24 protein-coding genes (1 of these 24 only partly in view) are annotated in these 22,489 nt (G+C 58.7%); 15 read left to right on the top strand and 9 right to left on the bottom strand.

Annotated features, from left to right (window positions below; genetic code table 11):
- The first annotated feature begins 110 nt into the window (after window positions 1-110).
- The 10 genes from LAB08_RS27615 (at window position 111) to LAB08_RS27570 (ending at window position 10,158) form a co-directional block, all read left to right on the top strand.
- Complete coding sequence (locus LAB08_RS27615; protein ID WP_096514712.1) at window positions 111-1,358, top strand: ABC transporter permease; 1,248 nt, start codon at window positions 111-113, stop codon at window positions 1,356-1,358.
- A 12-nt stretch (window positions 1,359-1,370) separates the two neighbouring features.
- Complete coding sequence (locus LAB08_RS27610; protein ID WP_096514714.1) at window positions 1,371-2,195, top strand: ABC transporter permease; 825 nt, start codon at window positions 1,371-1,373, stop codon at window positions 2,193-2,195.
- A 214-nt stretch (window positions 2,196-2,409) separates the two neighbouring features.
- On the top strand, window positions 2,410-3,558 hold the full coding sequence (locus LAB08_RS27605; protein WP_096514716.1) for an iron-containing alcohol dehydrogenase: 1,149 nt from the start codon (window positions 2,410-2,412) through the stop codon (window positions 3,556-3,558).
- A 115-nt stretch (window positions 3,559-3,673) separates the two neighbouring features.
- Entirely contained in the window at window positions 3,674-4,348 is a 675-nt protein-coding gene (gene rpe / locus LAB08_RS27600; RefSeq protein WP_008035979.1) for a ribulose-phosphate 3-epimerase, read from the top strand.
- Window positions 4,345-5,163 carry a phosphoglycolate phosphatase gene (locus tag LAB08_RS27595; RefSeq protein WP_096514718.1) on the top strand — a complete coding sequence of 273 codons (819 nt, stop codon included), beginning with the start codon at window positions 4,345-4,347 and terminating at the stop codon, window positions 5,161-5,163. The genes rpe and LAB08_RS27595 overlap by 4 nt, the downstream gene beginning before the upstream one ends.
- A gap of 70 nt (window positions 5,164-5,233) precedes the next feature.
- Complete coding sequence (gene trpE / locus LAB08_RS27590) at window positions 5,234-6,715, top strand: anthranilate synthase component I (protein ID WP_096514720.1); 1,482 nt, start codon at window positions 5,234-5,236, stop codon at window positions 6,713-6,715.
- Window positions 6,716-6,828: 113 nt separating this feature from the next.
- Window positions 6,829-7,422, top strand: coding sequence for an aminodeoxychorismate/anthranilate synthase component II (locus LAB08_RS27585; protein WP_096514722.1), 594 nt, complete (start codon window positions 6,829-6,831; stop codon window positions 7,420-7,422).
- Between the two features lie 9 nt (window positions 7,423-7,431).
- The gene (trpD, locus tag LAB08_RS27580; RefSeq protein ID WP_096514724.1) at window positions 7,432-8,481 is read left to right on the top strand and encodes an anthranilate phosphoribosyltransferase; all 1,050 of its coding nucleotides are present in this window, start codon (window positions 7,432-7,434) and stop codon (window positions 8,479-8,481) included.
- Window positions 8,478-9,314 carry an indole-3-glycerol phosphate synthase TrpC gene (trpC, locus tag LAB08_RS27575; protein ID WP_096514726.1) on the top strand — a complete coding sequence of 279 codons (837 nt, stop codon included), beginning with the start codon at window positions 8,478-8,480 and terminating at the stop codon, window positions 9,312-9,314. The genes trpD and trpC overlap by 4 nt, the downstream gene beginning before the upstream one ends.
- 142 nt (window positions 9,315-9,456) lie before the next feature.
- Complete coding sequence (locus tag LAB08_RS27570; protein WP_096514728.1) at window positions 9,457-10,158, top strand: lipoate--protein ligase family protein; 702 nt, start codon at window positions 9,457-9,459, stop codon at window positions 10,156-10,158.
- Between the two features lie 10 nt (window positions 10,159-10,168).
- Here LAB08_RS27570 and crp read toward each other — a convergent pair whose 3' ends face one another.
- The gene (crp, locus tag LAB08_RS27565) at window positions 10,169-10,813 is read right to left on the bottom strand and encodes a cAMP-activated global transcriptional regulator CRP (protein ID WP_096514730.1); all 645 of its coding nucleotides are present in this window, start codon (window positions 10,811-10,813) and stop codon (window positions 10,169-10,171) included.
- Between the two features lie 230 nt (window positions 10,814-11,043).
- On the opposite strand from crp, the gene LAB08_RS27560 reads away from it, so the two are divergent.
- Together LAB08_RS27560 and speD are read left to right on the top strand one after the other, a co-directional pair.
- On the top strand, window positions 11,044-11,466 hold the full coding sequence (locus LAB08_RS27560) for an OsmC family protein (protein WP_008061600.1): 423 nt from the start codon (window positions 11,044-11,046) through the stop codon (window positions 11,464-11,466).
- 238 nt (window positions 11,467-11,704) lie between these two features.
- The gene (gene speD, locus LAB08_RS27555) at window positions 11,705-12,499 is read left to right on the top strand and encodes an adenosylmethionine decarboxylase (RefSeq protein ID WP_096514732.1); all 795 of its coding nucleotides are present in this window, start codon (window positions 11,705-11,707) and stop codon (window positions 12,497-12,499) included.
- Between the two features lie 116 nt (window positions 12,500-12,615).
- On the opposite strand, the gene coq7 is transcribed toward speD, so the two are convergent.
- The 6 genes from coq7 to hemJ all read right to left on the bottom strand — a co-directional run bounded on the left by coq7 (window position 12,616) and on the right by hemJ (window position 17,141).
- Window positions 12,616-13,263 (bottom strand): 2-polyprenyl-3-methyl-6-methoxy-1,4-benzoquinone monooxygenase, encoded by a 648-nt coding sequence (gene coq7, locus LAB08_RS27550; RefSeq protein ID WP_096515638.1) that lies wholly within the window; start codon window positions 13,261-13,263, stop codon window positions 12,616-12,618.
- A 147-nt stretch (window positions 13,264-13,410) separates the two neighbouring features.
- A complete protein-coding gene (locus tag LAB08_RS27545) occupies window positions 13,411-13,749 on the bottom strand; it encodes a histidine triad nucleotide-binding protein (protein WP_007986008.1) in 339 nt (112 codons plus the stop codon).
- Window positions 13,750-13,826: 77 nt separating this feature from the next.
- A complete protein-coding gene (locus LAB08_RS27540) occupies window positions 13,827-14,615 on the bottom strand; it encodes an SDR family NAD(P)-dependent oxidoreductase (protein ID WP_096514734.1) in 789 nt (262 codons plus the stop codon).
- 61 nt (window positions 14,616-14,676) lie between these two features.
- Window positions 14,677-15,633, bottom strand: a complete 957-nt coding sequence (locus tag LAB08_RS27535) for a DUF805 domain-containing protein (protein ID WP_096514736.1) — start codon at window positions 15,631-15,633, stop codon at window positions 14,677-14,679.
- 74 nt (window positions 15,634-15,707) lie between these two features.
- On the bottom strand, window positions 15,708-16,676 hold the full coding sequence (locus LAB08_RS27530; RefSeq protein ID WP_096514738.1) for an NAD(P)H-dependent flavin oxidoreductase: 969 nt from the start codon (window positions 16,674-16,676) through the stop codon (window positions 15,708-15,710).
- A 33-nt stretch (window positions 16,677-16,709) separates the two neighbouring features.
- Window positions 16,710-17,141 carry a protoporphyrinogen oxidase HemJ gene (hemJ, locus tag LAB08_RS27525; protein ID WP_096514740.1) on the bottom strand — a complete coding sequence of 144 codons (432 nt, stop codon included), beginning with the start codon at window positions 17,139-17,141 and terminating at the stop codon, window positions 16,710-16,712.
- A 134-nt stretch (window positions 17,142-17,275) separates the two neighbouring features.
- Between hemJ and argC the strand changes: the two genes are divergently transcribed.
- Together argC and erpA are read left to right on the top strand one after the other, a co-directional pair.
- Entirely contained in the window at window positions 17,276-18,310 is a 1,035-nt protein-coding gene (gene argC, locus LAB08_RS27520) for an N-acetyl-gamma-glutamyl-phosphate reductase (protein WP_096514742.1), read from the top strand.
- Between the two features lie 168 nt (window positions 18,311-18,478).
- Window positions 18,479-18,829, top strand: coding sequence for an iron-sulfur cluster insertion protein ErpA (erpA, locus tag LAB08_RS27515; RefSeq protein ID WP_007906865.1), 351 nt, complete (start codon window positions 18,479-18,481; stop codon window positions 18,827-18,829).
- Between the two features lie 69 nt (window positions 18,830-18,898).
- Here erpA and LAB08_RS27510 read toward each other — a convergent pair whose 3' ends face one another.
- Together LAB08_RS27510 and LAB08_RS27505 are read right to left on the bottom strand one after the other, a co-directional pair.
- Window positions 18,899-19,990: an anhydro-N-acetylmuramic acid kinase gene (locus LAB08_RS27510; protein WP_096514745.1), complete on the bottom strand. Its 1,092-nt coding sequence runs from the start codon at window positions 19,988-19,990 to the stop codon at window positions 18,899-18,901.
- Between the two features lie 3 nt (window positions 19,991-19,993).
- On the bottom strand, window positions 19,994-21,409 hold the full coding sequence (locus LAB08_RS27505; protein ID WP_096514747.1) for a peptidoglycan DD-metalloendopeptidase family protein: 1,416 nt from the start codon (window positions 21,407-21,409) through the stop codon (window positions 19,994-19,996).
- A 212-nt stretch (window positions 21,410-21,621) separates the two neighbouring features.
- Between LAB08_RS27505 and tyrS the strand changes: the two genes are divergently transcribed.
- A protein-coding gene (gene tyrS, locus LAB08_RS27500) for a tyrosine--tRNA ligase (protein ID WP_096514749.1) crosses the window boundary here: on the top strand, window positions 21,622-22,489 show its 5' portion. The gene runs 332 nt beyond the window's last position; only the first 868 of its 1,200 coding nucleotides appear in the window; its start codon is at window positions 21,622-21,624; the stop codon falls past the right edge of the window.

The following is a 22,489-nucleotide window of genomic DNA, read 5'->3' as shown; positions in this document are numbered from 1 at the left end:
CTGACACTCCGCTTTCGCGAGCAAGCCCGCTCCCACATTAGGGTTGTGTGCATTAAACGATCGAGGTGGTTTCCCGCCTCTGCAATGATCAAAGATTTCCGGAGTACGCCATGGCTATCGCCGTTCCCCTGAACGCGGGCACTGACCCCACCTTGAAGCAGCGGCTCAAGCACGCCGAACGGGTCAACCGCTGGAAGGCCCAGGCGTTGATCGCGCCGCTGGTGCTGTTTCTGTTGCTGGTGTTCCTGGTGCCGATCGCGGCGCTACTCTACAAAAGCGTCGGTAACCCGGAAGTGGTCGGTGGCATGCCGCGCACCGTGACGGCTATCGCCAGCTGGGACGGTCGTGGATTGCCCGCCGAACCGGTTTACAAGGCTGCCAGCGAAGACCTCGCCGAAGCCCGCAAGAACCAGACCTTGGGCGACCTGTCCAAGCGCTTGAACATGGAGTTGGCCGGCTACCGCAGCCTGCTGACCAAAACTGCACGCGCCTTGCCGTTCGCCACCGAACCGGCCTCCTATAAAGAAGCACTGGAAGGTCTCGACGAGCGCTGGGGCGATCCGGCCTATTGGCAAGCCGTACGCCGCAACACCAGCAGCATCACGCCGTACTACCTGCTGGCCGCTGTCGATCACCGCATTGACGATCTCGGTGAACTGGCTCCGGCCACGCCTGACCAGGCGATCTACCTCGACATTTTCACCCGCACCTTCTGGATGGGGTTGATCATCACCGTGATCTGCCTGGTGCTGGCCTATCCACTGGCTTATCTGCTGGCGAACCTGCCGTCGCGGCAAAGCAACCTGCTGATGATTCTGGTGCTGTTGCCGTTCTGGACCTCGATCCTGGTGCGAGTCGCGGCGTGGATCGTCTTGCTGCAATCGGGTGGGTTGATCAACAGCGGCTTGATGGCCCTGGGCATCATCGATAAACCGGTGGAGCTGGTGTTCAACCGCATCGGTGTCTACATCTCCATGGTGCACATCCTGCTGCCGTTCATGATCCTGCCGATCTACAGCGTGATGAAAGGCATTTCGCCGACCTACATGCGGGCGGCCATTTCCCTGGGCTGCCATCCATTCGCCAGCTTCTGGCGGGTGTACTTCCCGCAAACCTATGCCGGTGTCGGCGCCGGTTGCCTGTTGGTGTTCATCCTCGCCATCGGCTACTACATCACCCCGGCGTTGCTGGGCAGTCCGAACGATCAGATGGTCAGCTACTTCGTCGCCTTCTACACCAACACCAGCATCAACTGGGGCATGGCGACCGCTCTCGGCGGGCTGCTGCTCCTGGCGACCGTGGTGCTTTATCTGATTTACAGCTGGCTGGTGGGCGCGAGCCGCCTGCGCTTGAGCTAAGGGGAGAATGAAATGCTGAGTCCTTATATGTCGCCCATCGAGCGGGTGTGGTTCTACAGCTTGCGGATTCTCTGCGGCCTGATTCTGTTGTTCCTGATCCTGCCGGTGCTGGTGATCATTCCGCTGTCGTTCAACTCGGGGAGTTTTCTGGTCTATCCGCTGCAAGGCTTTTCGCTGCACTGGTACCAGGACTTCTTCGCCTCGGCGGAATGGATGCGTTCGTTGAAGAACAGCATCATCGTGGCCCCGGCAGCGACGGTACTGGCGATGATCTTCGGCACGCTGGCGGCGATCGGCCTGACCCGGGGTGATTTTCCGGGCAAGCCGCTGGTGATGGCGCTGGTGATTTCGCCGATGGTGGTCCCGGTAGTCATCATTGGTGTGGCCAGCTACCTGACCTTCGCTCCATTGGGATTTGGCAACAGCTATACCTCGCTGATCGTCGTGCATGCCGTGCTCGGTGTGCCGTTTGTGATCATCACCGTGTCGGCGACCTTGCAGGGGTTCAACCAGAACCTGGTGCGGGCTGCGGCGAGCCTTGGTGCCTCGCCACTGGTGGCGTTCCGTCGGGTGACCTTGCCATTGATTGCGCCCGGCGTGATCTCCGGTGCGTTGTTCGCCTTCGCCACTTCGTTCGATGAGGTGGTGGTGACGCTGTTCCTCGCCGGCCCCGAGCAAGCGACGCTGCCTCGGCAGATGTTCAGTGGCATCCGCGAAAACCTCAGCCCGACCATCGCCGCCGCCGCGACGCTGTTGATTGCCTTCTCGGTGATTCTGCTACTGACCCTGGAATGGCTGCGTGGTCGTAGCGAGAAACTGCGTACTGCACAGGTCTAAGGCGTCACATCGATCAACTGTGGGAGCGAGCCTGCTCGCGAATGCTGAGTGTCAGTCGACTCAAATGTCGAATGTTCAACCGTCTTCGCGAGCAGGCTCGCTCCCACAGGGGGCTCCGGTGGACATTCAGTTCATTCACAGCCTGAATACCAGCCAACCCCAAATCCCCAGCTACTCTTGTGCCCAGCTCCCCTATCTATAAGAGGCTGCGCACATGAGTCTTTCCTCCTTCAAAATTGCTCACAAACTGATCACCGGCGCGGGGGCCATTGAGCAACTCGCGGCGGAACTGACCCGGCTGGACATCGACAATCCGCTGATCGTTACCGACGCCGCCCTGGTGAAATCCGGCACCGTAGAGCTGGCGCTGGCGCAGCTCGGGGGCCGCAGCTACGAGATTTTCGACCGGGTGCTGCCCGACCCGGAAATCGCCATCGTCGAAGACTGCATGCGCGTTTACCGCGAGGGTGGGCACGACGGGTTGATTGGTCTGGGTGGCGGCAGTGCCATCGATATCGCCAAGAGCGTTGCCGCCTATGCCGGATACCACGGCGCGCTGGAGGATTTGTTCGGCATCGGACAGGTGCCGCGCAAAGGCCCGCCGCTGATCGCGATTCCAACCACCGCTGGCACCGGCTCGGAAGTGACCAATGTGGCGATCCTCTCCGACAAGGTCGCGCAATTGAAGAAAGGCATCGTCAGCGACTACCTGTTGCCGGATGTGGCGCTGGTCAGCCCACAAATGACCCTGACCTGCCCGCGCAGTGTCACGGCCGCCAGTGGTGTCGATGCGCTGGTGCATGCCATCGAATCCTATCTGTCGGTCAATGCATCGCCGATTACCGACGCCCTGGCCATCGGCGCGATCAAATTGATCGCCAAGGCGCTTCCCAAGGCCTACGCCAATCCGTCCAACCTGCAAGCCCGAGAAGACATGGCCACCGCCAGCCTGATGGCCGGCATGGCGTTCGGCAATGCCGGGGTCGGCGCGGTGCATGCGCTGGCGTATCCGCTGGGTGGGCGCTTCAACATTGCCCATGGCGTGAGCAATGCCCTGCTGCTGCCCTATGTCATGACCTGGAACAAGATGGCCTGTGTCGAACGAATGCAGGATATTGCCGAGGCCATGGGCGTAAAGACCGTTCATCTGAGCGCCCATGATGCGGCCGATAAAGCCGTGGAGGCCATGAGCGCGTTGTGCGCCGCGGTGGAAATTCCGTCAGGACTGCGCAGTTTCGGGGTTCCCGAGGATGCCATCCCGGACATGGCCGTGGAAGCCGCGGGGATCGAACGCCTGATGCGCAATAATCCGCGCAAACTGAGTGCTGTCGATATCGAGAAAATCTACCGCGCGGCGTACTAGAGCCTCTGCCGTTGATGACTGATGGCAAAGCCCAATCATCGCGCCCACGGTGCGCGCGCCAAAGCATGAGGTATACAATGCGCGCCATCGTGATTTAGCTCAGAAAAGGTGCGTCATGCAGCCCTTCGTAATTGCTCCATCGATTCTCTCCGCCGACTTCGCCCGCCTGGGCGAGGAAGTGGACAATGTCCTGGCCGCTGGCGCCGATTTCGTGCACTTCGATGTCATGGACAACCACTACGTACCCAACCTGACCATCGGCCCGATGGTGTGCGCGGCACTGCGCAAGTACGGTGTGACTGCGCCAATCGACGCACACCTGATGGTCAGTCCGGTGGACCGCATCGTCGGTGACTTCATCGAAGCCGGCGCGACCTACATCACCTTCCACCCGGAAGCCACCCAGCACGTCGACCGCTCCCTGCAACTGATCCGCGAAGGCGGCTGCAAATCCGGCCTGGTGTTCAACCCGGCGACCCCGCTGGACGTGCTCAAGTACGTGATGGACAAGGTCGACATGATCCTGCTGATGAGCGTGAACCCGGGGTTCGGCGGGCAGAAATTCATTCCTGGCACCCTCGACAAATTGCGCGAAGCGCGTGCCTTGATCGATGCCTCTGGTCGTGACATACGCCTGGAAATCGACGGCGGCGTGAATGTGAACAACATTCGTGAAATCGCAGCGGCAGGCGCCGACACCTTCGTCGCCGGTTCAGCGATCTTCAATGCACCGAATTACCAGGAAGTGATCGAGAAAATGCGTTCCGAACTGGCGCTGGCCCGTCCATGAGTGGTTTTGAGCAGCTGTTCCCGGGGCGTCTGCCACGGCTGGTGATGTTCGATCTGGATGGCACGCTGGTCGATTCGGTCCCCGATCTCGCCGCGGCTGTCGACAAAATGCTGCTCAAACTCGGGCGTCAACCTGCTGGCATCGAGTCGGTACGTGACTGGGTAGGCAATGGCGTGCACATGTTGGTACGCCGCGCATTGGCCAACGACATCGATGCCGAGGGTGTCGACGAGGCCGAAGCGGAGCATGCCCTGACGTTGTTCAACGGCTTTTATGAGGACGGTCACGCGCTGACGGTGGTTTACCCCGGTGTGCGTGACACCCTCAAGTGGCTGAACAAACAAGGCGTGGAAATGGCGCTGATTACCAATAAGCCGGAGCGGTTTGTCGCACCACTGCTGGATCAGATGAAAATCGGCCGCTATTTCAAATGGATCATCGGCGGTGACACCCTGCCACAGAAAAAACCCGATCCGGCCGCGCTGTTTTTCGTGATGAAAATGGCCAACATCCCGGCCTCGCAATCCTTGTTCGTCGGCGATTCGCGCAGCGATGTGCTGGCGGCTAAAGCGGCGGGGGTCAAGTGCGTGGCGTTGAGCTATGGCTACAACCATGGCCGGCCGATTGCCGAAGAGTCGCCGTCACTGGTCATCGACGATCTGCGCAAGCTAATTCCCGGTTGCCTGGATCTTGCCGCTGAGATAACGTTGCCCGACGCTGTTCAATCCCCTCCTGGAAACTCCATCGTGGTGGTCACTCGCAAACTCTGGATGAAAGTCATCAAGGCCCTGGCCCGCTGGCGTTGGCGCGCCTGACTTGTTCCTGGCCGGTTATCCGGCGCGTTTGCTTACCTGACTGTTAGACCCTCAAGCCACGAGGCACATCATGATCCGCGAAGAATTCCTGCGTTTGGCCGCTGCCGGCTACAACCGCATCCCGCTTGCCTGCGAAACCCTGGCCGACTTCGACACGCCGCTGTCGATCTACCTGAAGCTGGCCGACGAGCCCAACTCTTACCTGCTGGAGTCGGTGCAGGGCGGCGAAAAATGGGGCCGTTACTCGATCATCGGCCTGCCGTGCCGCACCGTGATGCGGGTTCACGATCACCACGTCAGCGTGACCGTCGATGGCGTCGAAACCGAGAGCCATGACGTTGAAGATCCGCTGGCTTTCGTCGAAGCCTTCAAGGCCCGTTACAACGTGCCGACCATCGCCGGCCTGCCGCGCTTCAACGGCGGCCTGGTGGGTTACTTCGGTTACGACTGCGTGCGTTATGTGGAAAAGCGCCTGGGCAAGTGCCCGAACCCGGATCCACTGGGCGTGCCGGACATTTTGCTGATGGTGTCCGATGCGGTCGTGGTGTTCGACAACCTCGCCGGCAAGATGCATGCAATCGTCCTGGCCGACCCGGCGCAGGAAGACGCCTTCGAACAAGGTCGCGCACGTCTGGAGGAGCTTTTGGAAAAGCTCCGCCAGCCGATCACCCCGCGCCGTGGCCTGGATTTCAGCCGGCAGCAATCGGCTGATCCGGTGTTCCGCTCCAGTTTTACCCAGGACGATTACGAAAAAGCCGTCGACACCATCAAGGAGTACATCCTGGCCGGTGACTGCATGCAGGTCGTGCCGTCCCAGCGCATGTCGATCGACTTCAAGGCTGCGCCCATCGATCTGTACCGTGCGCTGCGCTGCTTCAACCCGACGCCGTACATGTACTTCTTCAACTTCGGTGACTTCCACGTCGTCGGCAGCTCGCCGGAAGTGCTGGTGCGGGTCGAAGACAACCTGATCACCGTACGCCCGATCGCCGGCACCCGCCCACGCGGGGCCAACGAAGAGGCTGACCTGGAACTGGAAAAAGACCTGCTGTCGGACGACAAGGAAATCGCCGAACACCTGATGCTGATCGACCTGGGCCGCAACGATACCGGTCGAGTGTCGGAAGTCGGTTCGGTGAAGCTCACCGAAAAAATGGTCATCGAGCGCTATTCCAATGTGATGCACATTGTGTCCAACGTCACCGGCCAATTGAAGGCCGGCCTGACCGCGATGGATGCACTGCGGGCGATCCTGCCGGCGGGCACCTTGTCTGGCGCACCAAAGATTCGCGCGATGGAAATCATCGACGAGCTGGAACCGGTCAAGCGGGGTGTCTACGGCGGCGCCGTCGGTTACTTCGCCTGGAACGGCAACATGGACACCGCCATTGCGATCCGTACGGCGGTGATCAAGAACGGCGAACTGCACGTACAAGCCGGTGGCGGTATCGTCGCCGACTCGGTGCCGGCGCTGGAATGGGAAGAAACCCTGAACAAACGCCGCGCGATGTTCCGCGCCGTTGCCCTGGCTGAACAAACTCCACAAGGCTGAGCCATGAACTGACCCGCCTGCAGGCCGCCTTGATCGATCAAGTGCAGGCCGCGGCGGGATGTTCGTTCGAAGGCTGCATTAGAAGTCAGTGAATTCAAGAGGTTCTTAACGCCATGTTGCTGATGATCGATAACTACGACTCTTTTACCTACAACGTTGTGCAGTACCTTGGTGAGCTGGGCTCCCAGGTCAAAGTCGTGCGCAACGATGAATTGACCGTTGCCGAAATCGAAGCCCTCAACCCTGAGCGCATCGTCGTTTCTCCCGGTCCTTGCACCCCGACCGAAGCCGGCGTCTCGATTGATGTCATCAAGCACTTTGCCGGAAAACTGCCGATTCTCGGCGTGTGCCTTGGCCACCAGTCCATCGGCCAGGCCTTCGGCGGCGATGTAGTCCGCGCTCGCCAGGTCATGCACGGCAAGACCAGCCCGGTTTTCCATGAGGACAAGGGTGTTTTTGAAGGTCTGAATAATCCGCTGACAGTTACTCGCTATCATTCATTGATCGTCAAGCGTGAAACTCTGCCCGATTGCCTCGAGCTGACCGCCTGGACCCAGCTCGAAGATGGCTCGGTCGACGAGATCATGGGCCTTCGCCACAAGACCCTGAACATCGAAGGCGTGCAGTTCCACCCCGAGTCGATCCTGACCGAACAGGGGCACGAACTGTTCGCGAACTTCCTCAAACAAACCGGCGGCACGCGCTAAGGACCTTTCATGAATATCAAGACAGCCCTGAGCCGTATCGTCGACCAGCTCGACCTCAGCACCGATGAAATGCGTGATGTGATGCGCGAAATCATGACCGGGCAATGCACGGACGCGCAGATCGGCGCGTTCATGATGGCCATGCGCATGAAAAGCGAAAGCATCGATGAAATCGTCGGTGCCGTCTCGGTCATGCGCGAGCTGGCGGACAAGGTCGAACTCAAGACCCTCGACGGCGTAGTCGATGTGGTGGGTACCGGTGGTGACGGTGCCAATATTTTCAACGTGTCGACCGCTTCGGCCTTCGTGGTTTCGGCGGCCGGTTGCACTGTGGCCAAGCACGGCAACCGCGCGGTCTCGGGCAAGAGCGGCAGTGCCGACTTGCTGGAGGCGGCCGGTATCTATCTGAACCTGACCCCGGTTCAAGTGGCGCGTTGCATCGACAACGTCGGCATCGGATTCATGTTCGCCCAGACCCATCACAGCGCCATGAAGTACGCCGCCGGCCCACGCAAGGATCTTGGCTTGCGTACCTTGTTCAACATGCTCGGCCCGCTTACGAATCCGGCTGGCGTGAAACATCAGGTTGTGGGCGTGTTCACCCAGGCATTGTGCCGGCCGTTGGCCGAGGTTCTGCAGCGCCTGGGCAGCAAGCATGTGCTGGTGGTGCATTCGAAGGATGGCCTGGACGAGTTCAGCCTGGCCGCACCGACTTTTGTGGCGGAATTGAAAAACGACCAGATCACCGAGTACTGGGTCGAACCGGAAGACCTGGGCATGAAGAGTCAGAGCCTGCATGGCCTGGCGGTGGAAAGCCCGGCAGCGTCCCTCGAGTTGATTCGCGATGCCTTGGGCAAGCGCAAGACTGAAAACGGTCAGAAAGCTGCCGAAATGATTATGCTCAATGCCGGTGCCGCACTGTACGCCGCTGACCATGCCAGCAGCCTTAAAGAAGGTGTTGCCCTGGCACACGATGCGCTGCACACCGGTCTGGCTCGGGAAAAGCTCGAAGAGCTGGGTGCCTTTACCGCGGTATTCAAAGTGGAGAATGAGGGATGAGTGTGCCGACGGTTCTGGAAAAAATTCTGGCGCGCAAGGTCGAGGAAGTTGCCGAGCGTAGCGCTCGCGTAAGCTTTGCCGAGCTGGAAAGCCTGGCCAAGGCGGCCGATGCACCCCGTGGTTTTGCCAAGGCCTTGCTGGCTCAGGCCAAACTGAAACAGCCGGCAGTCATTGCCGAGATCAAGAAAGCTTCGCCGAGCAAAGGCGTGATCCGCGAGAACTTCATTCCCGCCGACATCGCCAAAAGCTACGAGAAGGGCGGCGCGACCTGCCTGTCGGTACTGACCGATGTCGATTACTTTCAGGGTGCCGACACGTACCTGCAACAGGCCCGCGCAGCGTGCAAACTGCCGGTGATCCGCAAGGATTTCATGATCGATCCGTACCAGATCGTCGAAGCTCGCGCCCTGGGAGCCGACTGTGTGCTGTTGATCGTCTCCGCCCTGGACGACGCGAAAATGGCCGAGCTGGCGTCGGTGGCCAAAGGCGTCGGCCTCGATGTGCTGGTGGAAGTCCATGATGGCGACGAGCTCGAGCGGGCCTTGAAAACCCTCGACACGCCATTGGTCGGTGTGAACAACCGCAACCTGCATACCTTCGATGTCAGCCTGGAAACCACCCTCGACCTGTTGCCGCGCATTCCTCGTGATCGCCTGGTGATCACTGAAAGCGGCATTCTCAATCGTGCCGATGTCGAGCTGATGGAAATCAGCGACGTTTATGCGTTCCTGGTTGGCGAAGCGTTCATGCGCGCTGAAAGCCCGGGTACCGAATTGCAGCGTCTGTTCTTCCCTGAACGTGGTGTTCCGGTCAGCGGTTCGACCCTGGACTGATTATTCGCAAGATGAGTCGACCCCTTCGCGAGCAGGCTCGCTCCCACATTAGATCGGCGATACACGAACTACTGTAGGAGCGAGCCTGCTCGCGAAGGCGGCATAAGTTTCACCACAGGCTTCAAGCGTTACGGAGCACCTTATGACCTCTCCCATCTCCCTGACCATCGAAGCCGGCCTGCAAGCCGAACAGGATTTGTTGGCATCGGTATGCACCGGTGGTGCGGAGTTCGGCCTGCTGTTCTGGCAACCGAGTGACCGCGCATTGGTCATGCCACGGCGCTTGAATCGGTTGCCGGGCTTCGAGGCCGCATGTGAAGTGTCGGCCGCCGCCGGTTGGCCCGTGCTTCTACGCGAAACCGGTGGTGAGCCGGTGCCGCAATCGGCTTCGACGATCAATATCGCACTGGTCTACGCACCGCCGCGCAGCGAGGGTGATCTGAACCGCATCGAGTCCGGTTACCGGCGTTTGTGCGATCCGATCTGTCAGTTGCTGGATGAGTTGGGCGGCACTTCGTCGCTTGGCGAAATTGACGGTGCGTTCTGCGATGGACGTTTCAACGTCAACCTTGACGGGCGCAAAATGGTTGGCACCGCCCAGCGCTGGCGCCAGAGTCAGGGCGGTCAGCGCCCGGTGGGGCTGGTGCACGGTGCAATGCTGCTGGATAACGAGCGCGATTCGATGGTTGCCGCGGTCAATCGCTTCAACGAGGCTTGCGGCCTGGAGCAACGGGTGCGTGCGGAAAGCCACATCGCCCTGCATGAGAAGTTCACGGCGCCAGACGCATTGGCACGTCTCGACGAACTCTACCGGCAAATGCTCGCGCTGATGTTCGACGCATGAGCTTTCGAACCTAGCGCGTACCGAAGACCACCATGGTCTTGCCTTTGACGTTAACCAGGTTGCGTTCCTCCAGATCCTTGAGCACGCGACCGACCATCTCCCGTGAACACCCGACAATCCGCCCGATTTCCTGACGGGTAACCTTGATCTGCATGCCGTCGGGGTGGGTCATCGCATCGGGTTGCTTGCACAGTTCCAGAAGACAGCGGGCAACGCGACCGGTCACGTCGAAAAACGCCAGGTCACCGACCTTACGGGTTGTGTTGCGCAGGCGTTGTGCGATTTGTCCGCTTAGCACGTAAAGAATGTCTGGATCCTGCTGCGACAGTTCGCGGAACTTCGCGTAGCTGATTTCCGCGACTTCGCATTCGACCTTGGCGCGCACCCAGGCGCTGCGCTCCTGTTCCAGACCTGCTTGCTCAAACAGACCCAGCTCACCGAAAAAATCCCCGGCGTTCAGGTAGGCGATGATCATTTCCCGGCCGTCGTCATCCTCGATCAGGATCGTGACCGAACCTTTGATGATGAAGAACAGCGTTTCCGAGCGGTCGCCGGCACAAATGATGTTGCTCTTGGCCTGATAGCGACGGCGTTGGCAATGCATCAGCAGCTTGTCGAGGTTCTTGATTTTGGGTGTGGGGGCAATAGCAACCATGGTTGTATCCCGAAAAGACTGCACGGTATGTTTGGTTTTTTTATGAATTGCGGTAGCGGCGGCAAAGCTGGCTATGCGCCAGCGAATTGGCGTCAGCTTAACAGACACTTCCTGCAATATTCGAGCATTTACCTACAAGGCGGATGGTTAAGTCCTAGGAAGGCGAGCGCTGTCAATCAAGGGGCCTGTGCTAAGCTGGCGACCCTTTTTTAGACAGTGGAGTCTTGGCGATGAAGGCACGCATCCAATGGGCTGGCGAAGCCATGTTCCTCGGCGAATCCGGCAGCGGTCATGTCGTGGTCATGGACGGTCCGCCCGATGCTGGTGGTCGTAACCTGGGTGTCCGGCCGATGGAAATGCTCCTGCTGGGTGTAGGCGGTTGCAGCAATTTCGATGTGGTCAGCATCCTCAAGAAATCCCGGCAGGCGGTCGAGAGCTGCGAAGCCTTCCTCGAAGCCGAACGTGCAACCGAAGATCCGAAGGTATTCACCAAGATCCACATGCACTTCGTGGTCAAGGGACGTGGGCTGAAAGAAGCCCAGGTCAAGCGCGCCATCGAGCTGTCTGCCGAAAAGTATTGCTCGGCGTCGATCATGCTTGGCGCCGCCGGTGTCGAGATCACCCACGACTACGAAATCATCGAACTCGGTTGAATCGACATTCAACTATCATAAAAGCAGTGCAGACTCTGGCGATCCCCTGCTGACGTCTGCATAATGCGCCACTTTTTTCAGGGTAGTGGCCCGTCAGCCGACAGGCCGCGTACCCGAACAGACAACCAAAATCGCCATCGCGAAGAGGTGTTAACCGTCCTACGCAGGTGCGTCGTTCGCATCTGACGGGCATGCTTGATCACGCGGCCGGGCCGCAATACATAGAGAGTTTTTAACGGTGAAAAGCAAACTCAAGCTCCACGGGTTCAATAACCTGACAAAGACCTTGAGCTTCAACATCTATGACATCTGCTACGCGGAAACCCCGCAAGACCAACAGGCTTACGTCGAGTACATCAATAAAGAGTACAACGCCAAGCGCCTGACGCAGATCCTCACAGAAGTTGTCGATATCATTGGTGCCAACATCCTGAACATCGCCAGTCAGGACTACGAGCCGCAGGGCGCCAGCGTCACGATTCTGATCTCGGAAGAGCCGGTGACCCCGACCGACAGCCAGATCGAAGAGTCCCCGGGTCCATTGCCCGAAATCATCCTGGCCCACCTCGACAAGAGCCACATCACGGTGCACACCTACCCGGAAATCCATCCGGATGACGGTATTGCCACCTTCCGTGTGGATATCGACGTGTCGACGTGCGGGGTCATTTCACCGCTCAAAGCGCTCAACTTCCTGATTCACCAGTTCGATTCGGACATCGTGACCGTGGATTACCGTGTGCGCGGCTTTACCCGTGACGTCGAAGGCAAGAAGCACTTCATCGACCACGAGATCAACTCGATTCAGAACTACCTCTCCGAAGACACTTACGACGCGTACCAGATGACCGACGTGAACGTGTACCAGGAAAACCTGTTCCACACCAAAATGCTGCTGAAGAACTTCGAACTGGATAACTACCTGTTCGGTGATGCCACCAGCAACCTGTCTGCCGAGCAACGTGCTCAGGTGACCGAGCGTGTGAAACACGAAATGCTCGAAATCTTCTACGCGCGCAACATGTCGAACTAAGATTTCAGGGCACAAAAAAGGCGACTACCTCACGGCAGTCGCCTTTTTTATTGCTGACACAGAACCCTGTAGGAGCGAGCCTGCTCGCGAAAGCGATGTGCTGAGCAACGCTGATATCAGATCCGATAAGTACTCTTGGTCATCACCTTGGCCATCAAGCTCATCCCGAACTTCACTGGCGCAGGAAAACGGAAGCCGCCAGCCTCCAGTGCACTTTCGGCATGTTGCTCTTCATCAATACGCATCTGCTCAAGAATCGCCCGGGACTTTTCATCCTCCGCCGGCAGTTGCTCAAGGTGTTCGTTCAGGTGCTTGCACACTTGATCTTCCGTCGCCGCGACGAAGCCCAGGCTGACTTTGTCGCTGATCAACCCCGCAACCGCGCCAATCCCGAACGACATGCCGTAGAACAGCGGATTGAGAATGCTGGTGTGGCTGCCCAACTGATGGATGCGTTGCTCGCACCAGACCAGATGGTCGATTTCTTCTTCGGCGGCATGTTCCATGGCGGCGCGGACCTGGGGCAACTTTGCGGTCAGGGCCTGGCCCTGGTATAGCGCCTGGGCGCAGACTTCACCGGTATGGTTGATGCGCATCAGGCCGGCAACGTGGCGGGTGTCTTCGTCGCTCATTTTTGCATCCGGCTGCACGATGGCCGGCGACGGACGGTATGGCTGGCCGCTGAAGGGCAACAAGGTACGCATCGCCGCATCGGCTTGCAGCAGAAGGCGGTCAATCGGCGAGTAGTGACGTTGGGTAGTCATGTTGACCTCCGGAGGAATCTCGGCGGCCAGTTTAACCCAATCGGCCGGGGAAGGTTTGCGCTGGGTCATTGTGCAGCAGTTGCCATGACAATGCCGTGATGCCTTTGTGGGAGCGGCGTTGCGCCACTCCCACGGGGTTTGTTGAAATCAGCCCGGCGGCCAGTGCATCTGACGTTGCCCAAGTACGTGCATATGAATGTGATAGACGGTTTGTCCGCCTTCTTCATTGCAGTTCATGACGACGCGGAAGCCTTTTTCACAACCCAGTTCCAGGGCCAGGCGCTGGGCGGTGAACAGAATATGCCCGGCCAATGCCTTGTCGTCCTCAGTGAGGTCGTTGAGGGTGCGCACCGGCTTTTTCGGTACTACCAGAAAATGCACAGGTGCCTGTGGGGCGATGTCGTGGAAGGCCAGTACCTGGTCGTCCTCGTAGATGATCTTCGCCGGGATTTCCCGGTTGATGATCTTGGTGAACAGAGTATCCACAGCTGTTTTCTCCGTTGTTTGGGCTGGCCTGAGTGTACTCAGGGCTTATGCCCGAGCCCAGCTTTTTACCAGGCCGGTCAGCGTGGGCAGTAAGCCTTGTTGACCATGCCGGTGATGGTCCGGATCAGCCAGCGCGAGCCGAACCGGGGCAGGGCGGCGAACCAGCGGTTGCGCCGCCCGGGAATAATGATTGCGCGATTTTTCTCCAGAGCCCGAACGGTATAGAGCGCGACTTCCTCCGGGCTCATCAGCAGTTTACTGTTGGCCAGTTTGTCTGCGTTCAACTGCGCGGTGCGGAAAAAAGCGGTGCGGGTCGGGCCGGGGCAGAGCACCGAAACCTTGACCGCACATTTTTTCAGCTCGACGCGCAAACCTTCCGAAAAGTGCAGCACATAGGCCTTGCTTGCGTAATAAGTGCTCATCCATGGACCAGGATGGAAGGCTGCTACGGACGCGACGTTCAGAATCTGCCCGCCGCCTTGCAATGCCATGCTGTTGCCGATGGCGTGGCACAGACGGGTGAGCGCCAGAATATTTACTTCAATCAGGTCCTGCTCGGTCATCCAGTCCTGCGCCAGGAACGGTCCGCATGTACCTATGCCGGCACAATTGACCAGCAGGTCGATCTGCCGGTCGCCTTCTTCCAGCTCCAGCAAAAAACCTGAAAGCCGAAGCGGTTCACCCAGGTCGCAGGCACGGAACAACACTTCCACGCCAAAACGTTGAGTCAGTTCAATCGCAATACTTTCCAGCTGATCACGCTGTCGGGCCACCAGTATCAGGCTGCGGCCACGCCGGGCCAGCGCTTCGGCCATCGCCAGGCCAATGCCGCTGGAAGCGCCGGTGATCAGAGCGTAACGGGTCATGCAGTTCTCCATCGCAACAGCTCCGCGCCGCGACGCAGGTGTCGCGCGCAGGGAGCGCTGTTCATTCTTGCGCAGAGTCTACAGGGGGCTGGGCTTCTTCGGCTGCATCGTCGGTTGAATTTGCAGGTGATTGGGTCTCAACGTCGATTTCATCGGTGATCCCCGAACTACTTTCGTAGCTGCTTTCCAGGCTGCTTTCGTATTCCTGCTGGATCGCAGAGATCCCTCCGAGCATTGCACCGACAAAAACCAGACCAATAAATACGATCCACAATGAGCACAGCACTTTGACCGCCGTGCTGTTGGGTGGGGGAGGCGGGCCATAACGGTTGGCACCTGCGTTGCCTGGCATGACCATGATCACCAGCGGGAAGAAACTGCCCACGAAGGGGACGAAGTTCAGCAACCAGAGCCACCCAGACCAGCCAATATCGTGCAGGCGCTGCACGCTGAACAGAGCGCTGACAATCACGAACGCGAGGAACAGGAAGAACGCAAAAATGCCGCCGATGATCAGGCCTGCGGTGGAGTCACCACTGACAAGCCCGAGGCCGATGAGCGCGAACACGCCGACAATCGGCAGGGTCACCAGGCTCAGCACCATGGTCCAGGCGAGAAAGCGCAGGCGGCCGATCCGCCCATCGACACTGAACGGCTTGAGGTCTGCGAACTCGGGTACGCGTTCGCCAACACTGGCTCGCGGAGGGGCGTAAGGGGATTCGGGTTCTGCTGGAGTGTCCACCGGGGTGTGAGGGTGAATGTCTGACAGGTGCATTTCGATCGAAGGCTCGGGCTCGATTCGGGCATCGATGCCGGTGTTCTTCAGGGCTTGCAGATAGGCCTGCGCCTCGGCCTGTGACAGTTCGCGCTTGAGCGTGACCGGTTGGCCGTTGAACAGGCGCTCGATGGCGGCTACTTCACTTTTGTACAGTGCGGCGAGATTGTGCTTCGCAGTGGTGATATCAACACCCGGCAGTAGCGTGCCGTCGAATACGATCTTGTACCGGTTCTCGCTCATTGCCGAGGCATCCTTGTCGCGCGTGTTTGAGTTGATTCAGCGTAAGCCGGCCAAGGATGGCCGGCCCTGATTTTTCAGCGTGGCCAGCGCTGCCGCAGTTGCCCGGACTGTTCCAGTGCCTTGCGGTATTCGGCGTCGAGGCGTGCTACCAGTTGATCGACGCTCGGCAAATCATCGATTTCGCCCACACCCTGGCCCGCAGACCAAACGGTTTTCCAGGCTTTGGCTTCGTCGCTCAACGGCTTGAGTTTCGAGCCGAAATTGACTTCGCCCTTGTTTTGCAGTGCGGCCATATCGAAACCAGCGGCCTCAAGGCTCTGGCGCATGAAGCTCGCCGGTACGCCCGATACAGCAGGAGTATGGATGATGTCTGCCGCTCTGGACGTCAGCAGCATATTTTTGTAGGCCTCAGGCGCGTGACTTTCGGTGGTGCCGATAAATCGCGTGCCGAAGTAGGCCAGATCCGCACCGAGCAGTTGCGCTGCGAGTATTTCGTGACCATGGTTCAGGCACCCGGCCAGCAGCAGCGTCTTGTCGAAGAACTGGCGGATCTCGGCGATTAGCGAGAATGGGCTCCAGGTCCCGGCATGCCCGCCGGCACCTGCAGCGACCGCGATCAAACCATCCACACCGGCTTCGGCGGCTTTCTCGGCATGGCGGCGTGTCGTCACGTCATGAAACACCAGGCCGCCATAGCTGTGGACGGCATCGACCACTTCTTTCACGGCGCCAAGGCTGGTGATCACGATCGGCACTTTGTGCTCGATGCAGATTTCCAGGTCCGCCTGCAATCGTGGATTGCTTTTGTGGACAATCAGGTTGACCGCGTACGGCGCGGGATTTTCCAGTGTCGCCAGTCCGGCTTCGATTTCTTCCAGCCATGCCTTGAAACCGCTGCTTTCGCGCTGGTTCAGCGCAGGAAAGCTGCCCACCACGCCGTTACGGCAGCAGGCAAGCACCAGTTGCGGATTGGAAATCAGGAACATTGGCGCTGCCACCACAGGCAGACGTAAACGTTGTTCAAGCAAAGCGGGCAGTGACATTGGATGACCCCCGGTGAGTTATTCCTGTTGGATTTAGAACGGCCGAACGACGACCAGAATGACGATTGCCAGCAATATCAGAACCGGCACTTCATTGAACCAGCGATAAAAGACATGGCTGCGGGTGTTTTCGCCACGGGCAAAACGCTTCACCTGAGCACCGCACATGTGGTGGTAGCCGATCAGCAACACCACCAGGGTCAGCTTGGCGTGCATCCAGCCACCCTGGCTGAAGTAGGCTCCCGGATTAAGACTGATCAGCCAGCCACCGAAAATCAGCGTAGCGATCATCGCCGGGCCCATGATGCCGCGATACAACTTGCGCTCCATGATGCTGAAGCGTTCCTTGCTGACGGTGTCCTCGCTTTGGGCGTGATAAACGAACAGGCGCGGCAGGTAAAACAGGCCGGCAAACCAGCACACGACGCTGATGATGTGAAAAGCTTTGAGCCAGAGATAGAGCATTTTGGTTATTCCAGGATTCACGGTAGCCGGAATAGTAGGGGCTTGAGCCTCCGATCGTCACCTTGCCGGTTGTCGCAGGGGCGCGCGGCCCCTATTATCGACGGCTTTCCAGTGGGTTCGTTGAGGGCAGGTTTATGGTCAAGGTCGGTATCGTCGGCGGCACGGGTTACACCGGTGTCGAACTGCTGCGTCTGTTGGCACAGCATCCGCAGGCAGAAGTGGTCGTCATCACTTCCCGATCCGAGGCCGGCCTCGCCGTGGCCGATATGTATCCGAACCTGCGAGGCCACTACGACGGCCTGGCGTTCAGCGTTCCGGACATCAAAACCCTGGGTGCTTGCGACGTGGTGTTTTTTGCAACACCTCACGGCGTTGCGCACGCTCTGGCGGGTGAACTGCTCGCGGCCGGAACCAAGGTCATCGACCTGTCTGCCGACTTCCGTCTGCAGGATGCTGATGAATGGGCCAAATGGTACGGCCAGCCGCATGGTGCGCCGCAGTTGCTGGAGGAGGCTGTCTACGGCCTGCCGGAAGTCAACCGCGAGCAGATCAAACAGGCGCGCCTGATTGCTGTGCCGGGTTGCTACCCGACCGCAACGCAGTTAGGTTTCCTGCCGCTGCTTGAGGCAGGTCTGGCCGATGCTTCGCGCCTGATCGCTGACTGCAAATCCGGCGTCAGCGGTGCCGGTCGCGGCGCATCTGTAGGGTCGTTGTACTCTGAAACGTCGGAAAGCATGAAGGCCTACGCCGTCAAAGGGCACCGTCACTTGCCGGAAATCCGCCAGGGTCTGCGTCGTGCCGCAGGTAAGGACGTTGGCCTTACCTTCGTTCCACACCTGACACCGATGATCCGTGGCATTCACTCGACGCTCTACGCGACCGTTGTGGATCGCTCGGTCGATCTTCAAGCGCTGTTTGAAAAGCGTTATGCCAATGAGCCGTTCGTCGACGTCATGCCGGCCGGCAGCCATCCGGAAACCCGTAGCGTACGGGGCGCCAACGTGTGCCGTATCGCGGTCCATCGTCCACAGGACGGTGATCTGGTGGTTGTGTTGTCGGTGATCGACAATCTGGTCAAAGGTGCGTCGGGCCAGGCGGTACAGAACATGAACATCCTGTTCGGGCTGGATGAGCGTCTGGGCCTGTCCCACGCTGGCATGTTGCCGTAAGGCTTCACTGCACACAGTGAAAAGGCCCGTTGAACGGGCCTTTTTGCATTCCGGGCTGACGATTGGGATGGTTGATATACCATAACAATAGTTGACCGATTTTCTAGGACAAGCGGATAATGCGCGTCATCACGCATTATGGCGGCGTAACGCCGGGAGATAGTCAGCATGAGCGTCGAATCCTTCACCCCCACGGCTTTGCAATTCACACACGGTGCCGCGCACAAGGTGAAGAGCCTGGTCGATGAAGAGGGGAATGATCGCTTGAAGCTGCGCGTATTCGTTACGGGCGGCGGTTGTTCAGGTTTTCAGTACGGCTTTACCTTCGATGAAGAAGTGGCCGATGACGACACCATCGTCGAGCGCGAAGGTGTGAGTCTGGTTGTCGATCCGATGAGCTTCCAGTATCTGGCAGGTGCGGAGGTGGATTACCAGGAAGGTCTGGAGGGTTCGCGTTTCGTCATCAAGAACCCGAACGCGACCACTACCTGTGGCTGTGGTTCGTCGTTCTCGATCTGATCAGCGCGCCTGTATCATCAAAACGCCGCATGGCTTCAAGGCCCTGCGGCGTTTTGCTGTCTGGAGCAATCAAGCGGGGTAGATGGCGCCGAGTACACGCAAGCCACGGGCGCCAGTGACGCTTGGGCGATTGGCTGCAATGCCCTCGAGGCAGCAGTGGGCCAGCCAGGCGAAGGCCATGGCTTCGACCCAGTCCGGGTCGACACCGTACGCGGATGTGCTGGTGACGTTTGCCTTCGGCAGCAGGCTGGCCAGGCGATTCATTAATGTTGTGTTGTGCGCGCCACCACCACAGACCAGCACTTCCTGAGTATTCGACTGAGCACTTTGCAGTGATTCGACGATGGTCAGTGCGGTCAATTCAAGCAGCGTTGCCTGTACGTTTTCGGCGGCAAAGGTCGGTAGCCGGGTCAGGTGCTGCATCAGCCATGGCAGGTTGAATACTTCGCGACCGGTACTTTTCGGGCCTTGGGTCATGAAAAACGGATCGCTGAGCAGTGCTTTCAGCAGTACCGGTTCAACCTTGCCACTGGCAGCCCATTGGCCATCGCGGTCAAAGTTGTCGCCGCGTTGCTGGTGAATCCACGCGTCGAGCAATACATTTCCCGGGCCGCAGTCAAAGCCGGCGACAGGCTTGCCGGGTTCGATCAGGCTCAGATTGCTGAAGCCGCCGACGTTCAGTACGGCGCGGTTGCCGGCCTGTTCTTCGAACAAGGCTTCGTGAAAGGCCGGAACCAGAGGCGCGCCTTGTCCGCCAGCAGCAACGTCGCGACTGCGGAAGTCGCTGACGACCGAGATGCCAGTCAACTCGGTCAGCAGCGCTGGATTGCCGATTTGCACCGTAAAACCGCGCGCCGGTTCGTGGCGAATAGTCTGCCCATGGCTGCCAATCGCGCGAATGTCATCAGGTGTGAGTTGCTGTTTTGCGAGGAGGGCGTGAATGCCCTGTGCGGCCAGTTTCACCCAGTTCTGCTGGGCGATGGCGGAGCGGGCTATCTCATCCGGACCGCTGGCGCACAAGCCAAGCAGCTCGGCGCGCAGGGATTCGGGCATGGGGATGTAGTGCTTAGCGACCAACCTGGTGGCCGGGGTCAGCTCGATCAGCGCAATGTCCAGGCCATCGAGGCTGGTTCCGGACATCACACCTATATAGAGCGTCATGGCTTAGCGCTTCGAAGCCAGCATGGTGGCTTTCTCTTGGTCCATGCGCGCCATCAGTGGCTGGCTTTGCGCGAGGAAGCGCGAGCGTTCTGCCTTGGAGATCGGATCGGCCATTGCCACTTTCTGGCCCAGCGGGTCGACGTGCACGCCGTTGACCTGGAACTCATAGTGCAAGTGCGGGCCGGTAGACAGGCCGGTGGTGCCAATGTAGCCAATCACCTGGCCCTGTTTGACATTACTGCCTGTCTGGACACCTTTGGCAAAGCCCTGCATGTGCCCGTACAGCGTGCGATATGTATTGCCGTGCTGGATGATGACGGTGTTGCCGTAACCGCCGCGACGGCCAGCCAGCAATACTTTGCCGTCACCGGCCGCCTTGATGGGAGTGCCGCGTGGAGCTGCGTAGTCGACGCCTTTGTGGGCGCGGATCTTGTTCAGGATCGGGTGTTTGCGGCCCATGGAGAACTTCGAACTGATACGGGCGAAGTCTACCGGAGTACGGATGAACGCCTTGCGCATGCTATTGCCGTCAGCCGTGTAGTAACTGCTGTTGCCTTGTTTGTTGGTGTAGCGCACGGCGGTATAAGTCTTGCCGCGGTTGGTGAAGCGCGCGGACAGGATCGGGCCGTTGCCGACCGCTTTGCCATTGACCACTTTCTGCTCGTAGATCACGTCGAATTCGTCACCCTGGCGAATGTCCTGGGCGAAGTCGACGTCATAACCAAACACGCTGGCCATGTCCATGGTCAGGCTGTGGGACAGGCCGGCACGAGCGGCAGACTGCGACAGCGAGCTGTTGATCACACCATGAACATACGCGGAGCGCACGGTCGGCTTGGCGGTAACGCGGTTGAACGTGTAGCCCTTGTCGTTCTTGGTCAGCGTGATGGTTTCAAGGTCGCTGACCTTGCTGTGCAGGTTTGTCAGCTGTCCATCCGGGTTCAGTTCGAATTCGAGTTTCTGTCCATGCTTGAGCTGGCTGAACTGCTTGGCCTGCTTGTCGCTGGCCAGCACTTCATGCACCGAAGTGGCCGGAAGACCAACCTTCGCGAACAGCGTGGAGAGCGTATCACCCTTGCCGACGATCACTTCCCTGTGGTTTGGTGCCTTCTTTTGTTCGACAACCGGCGCGGGTGCGGCTTGGGCGGTTTCCTGAGTGGCTTCTGCACTGTCATCGATCTGTGCGAAAGGAGAAGCTGCTGGCTCATTTGTGGCTTGGACGGCCTCGGCAGCGTCTTGATCTTGTGTCAGTTGTTCAACAGGACTTTCCAGTTCGAGACTCAGGGTCGTCTTCTTGGCTTCTACATCACTGGAAGGAAATACCAGAAGCGCCAGGCTCAGAAGAGCGGCGATGCCACTTGCGGCGAGCAGGTGGGTCTTCGGGTAAAGCGGTGGCGCTTTAGACGATTCTTTGGTCATAAGTAATTTTTGACTTTGAAAAAGATGAATTGGAAAAGATGAATGACATGATGAATATGAAATAACTGTATAAAATATAACCAAATCATCTCTGAAGCAAGTCCGTGGACACTCTGTTCATGGATAGGCATCCGTGCGCCGGGCAAACCTTGTATTTGACGCGCGATCTTGTATGGTTGTTTCCCTTTGAATTCGAGCCTTGCGGGTCTGTTATGAAGTCGGTTGAAGAGCAGCTAGCGCTGATCAAACGTGGTGCGGAAGAACTGTTGGTCGAGTCCGAGCTGATTGAGAAGCTCAAGCGCGGCCAACCGCTGCGTATTAAGGCGGGCTTCGATCCGACTGCGCCGGATTTGCACCTGGGCCATACCGTGCTTATTAACAAGCTGCGTCAGTTCCAGGAGCTGGGTCATCAGGTGATCTTCCTGATTGGCGACTTCACCGGGATGATCGGTGATCCGAGTGGCAAGAGTGCGACGCGTCCTCCATTGACTCGCGAGCAGGTTCTTGAGAATGCCGAGACCTACAAGACTCAGGTTTTCAAGATTCTTGATCCAGCTAAAACCGAAGTGGCTTTCAACTCCACCTGGATGGATCAGATGGGGCCGGCCGACTTCATTCGGCTGACCTCGCAGTACACGGTCGCACGCATGCTCGAGCGCGATGACTTCGACAAGCGCTACACGACCAATCAGCCAATCGCCATTCACGAGTTCCTCTATCCGCTGGTTCAGGGGTATGACTCGGTCGCCTTGCGTGCTGATGTCGAGTTGGGCGGTACCGATCAGAAGTTCAACCTGCTGATGGGGCGCGAGCTGCAGCGCAGTTATGGTCAGGAAGCTCAATGCATTCTGACGATGCCATTGCTTGAAGGTCTGGATGGCGTGAAGAAGATGTCCAAGTCCTTGGGCAACTACGTAGGTATCCAGGAAGCGCCGGGCGTGATGTACGGCAAACTGGTTTCCATCCCTGATGCGCTGATGTGGCGTTACTTCGAATTGCTCAGCTTCCGTTCCATGGATGAAATCAACGCCTTGCGTGCTGATGTCGAGGCGGGTGCCAATCCGCGTGACGTCAAGATCA

It is taken from the genome of Pseudomonas izuensis (assembly GCF_002356535.2).
In the GTDB taxonomy this organism is placed as follows: Bacteria; Pseudomonadota; Gammaproteobacteria; order Pseudomonadales; family Pseudomonadaceae; genus Aquipseudomonas; species Aquipseudomonas izuensis.
The sequence above is the reverse complement of the archived record's forward strand: the minus strand, read 5'-3'. Positions and strand labels throughout refer to the sequence as shown.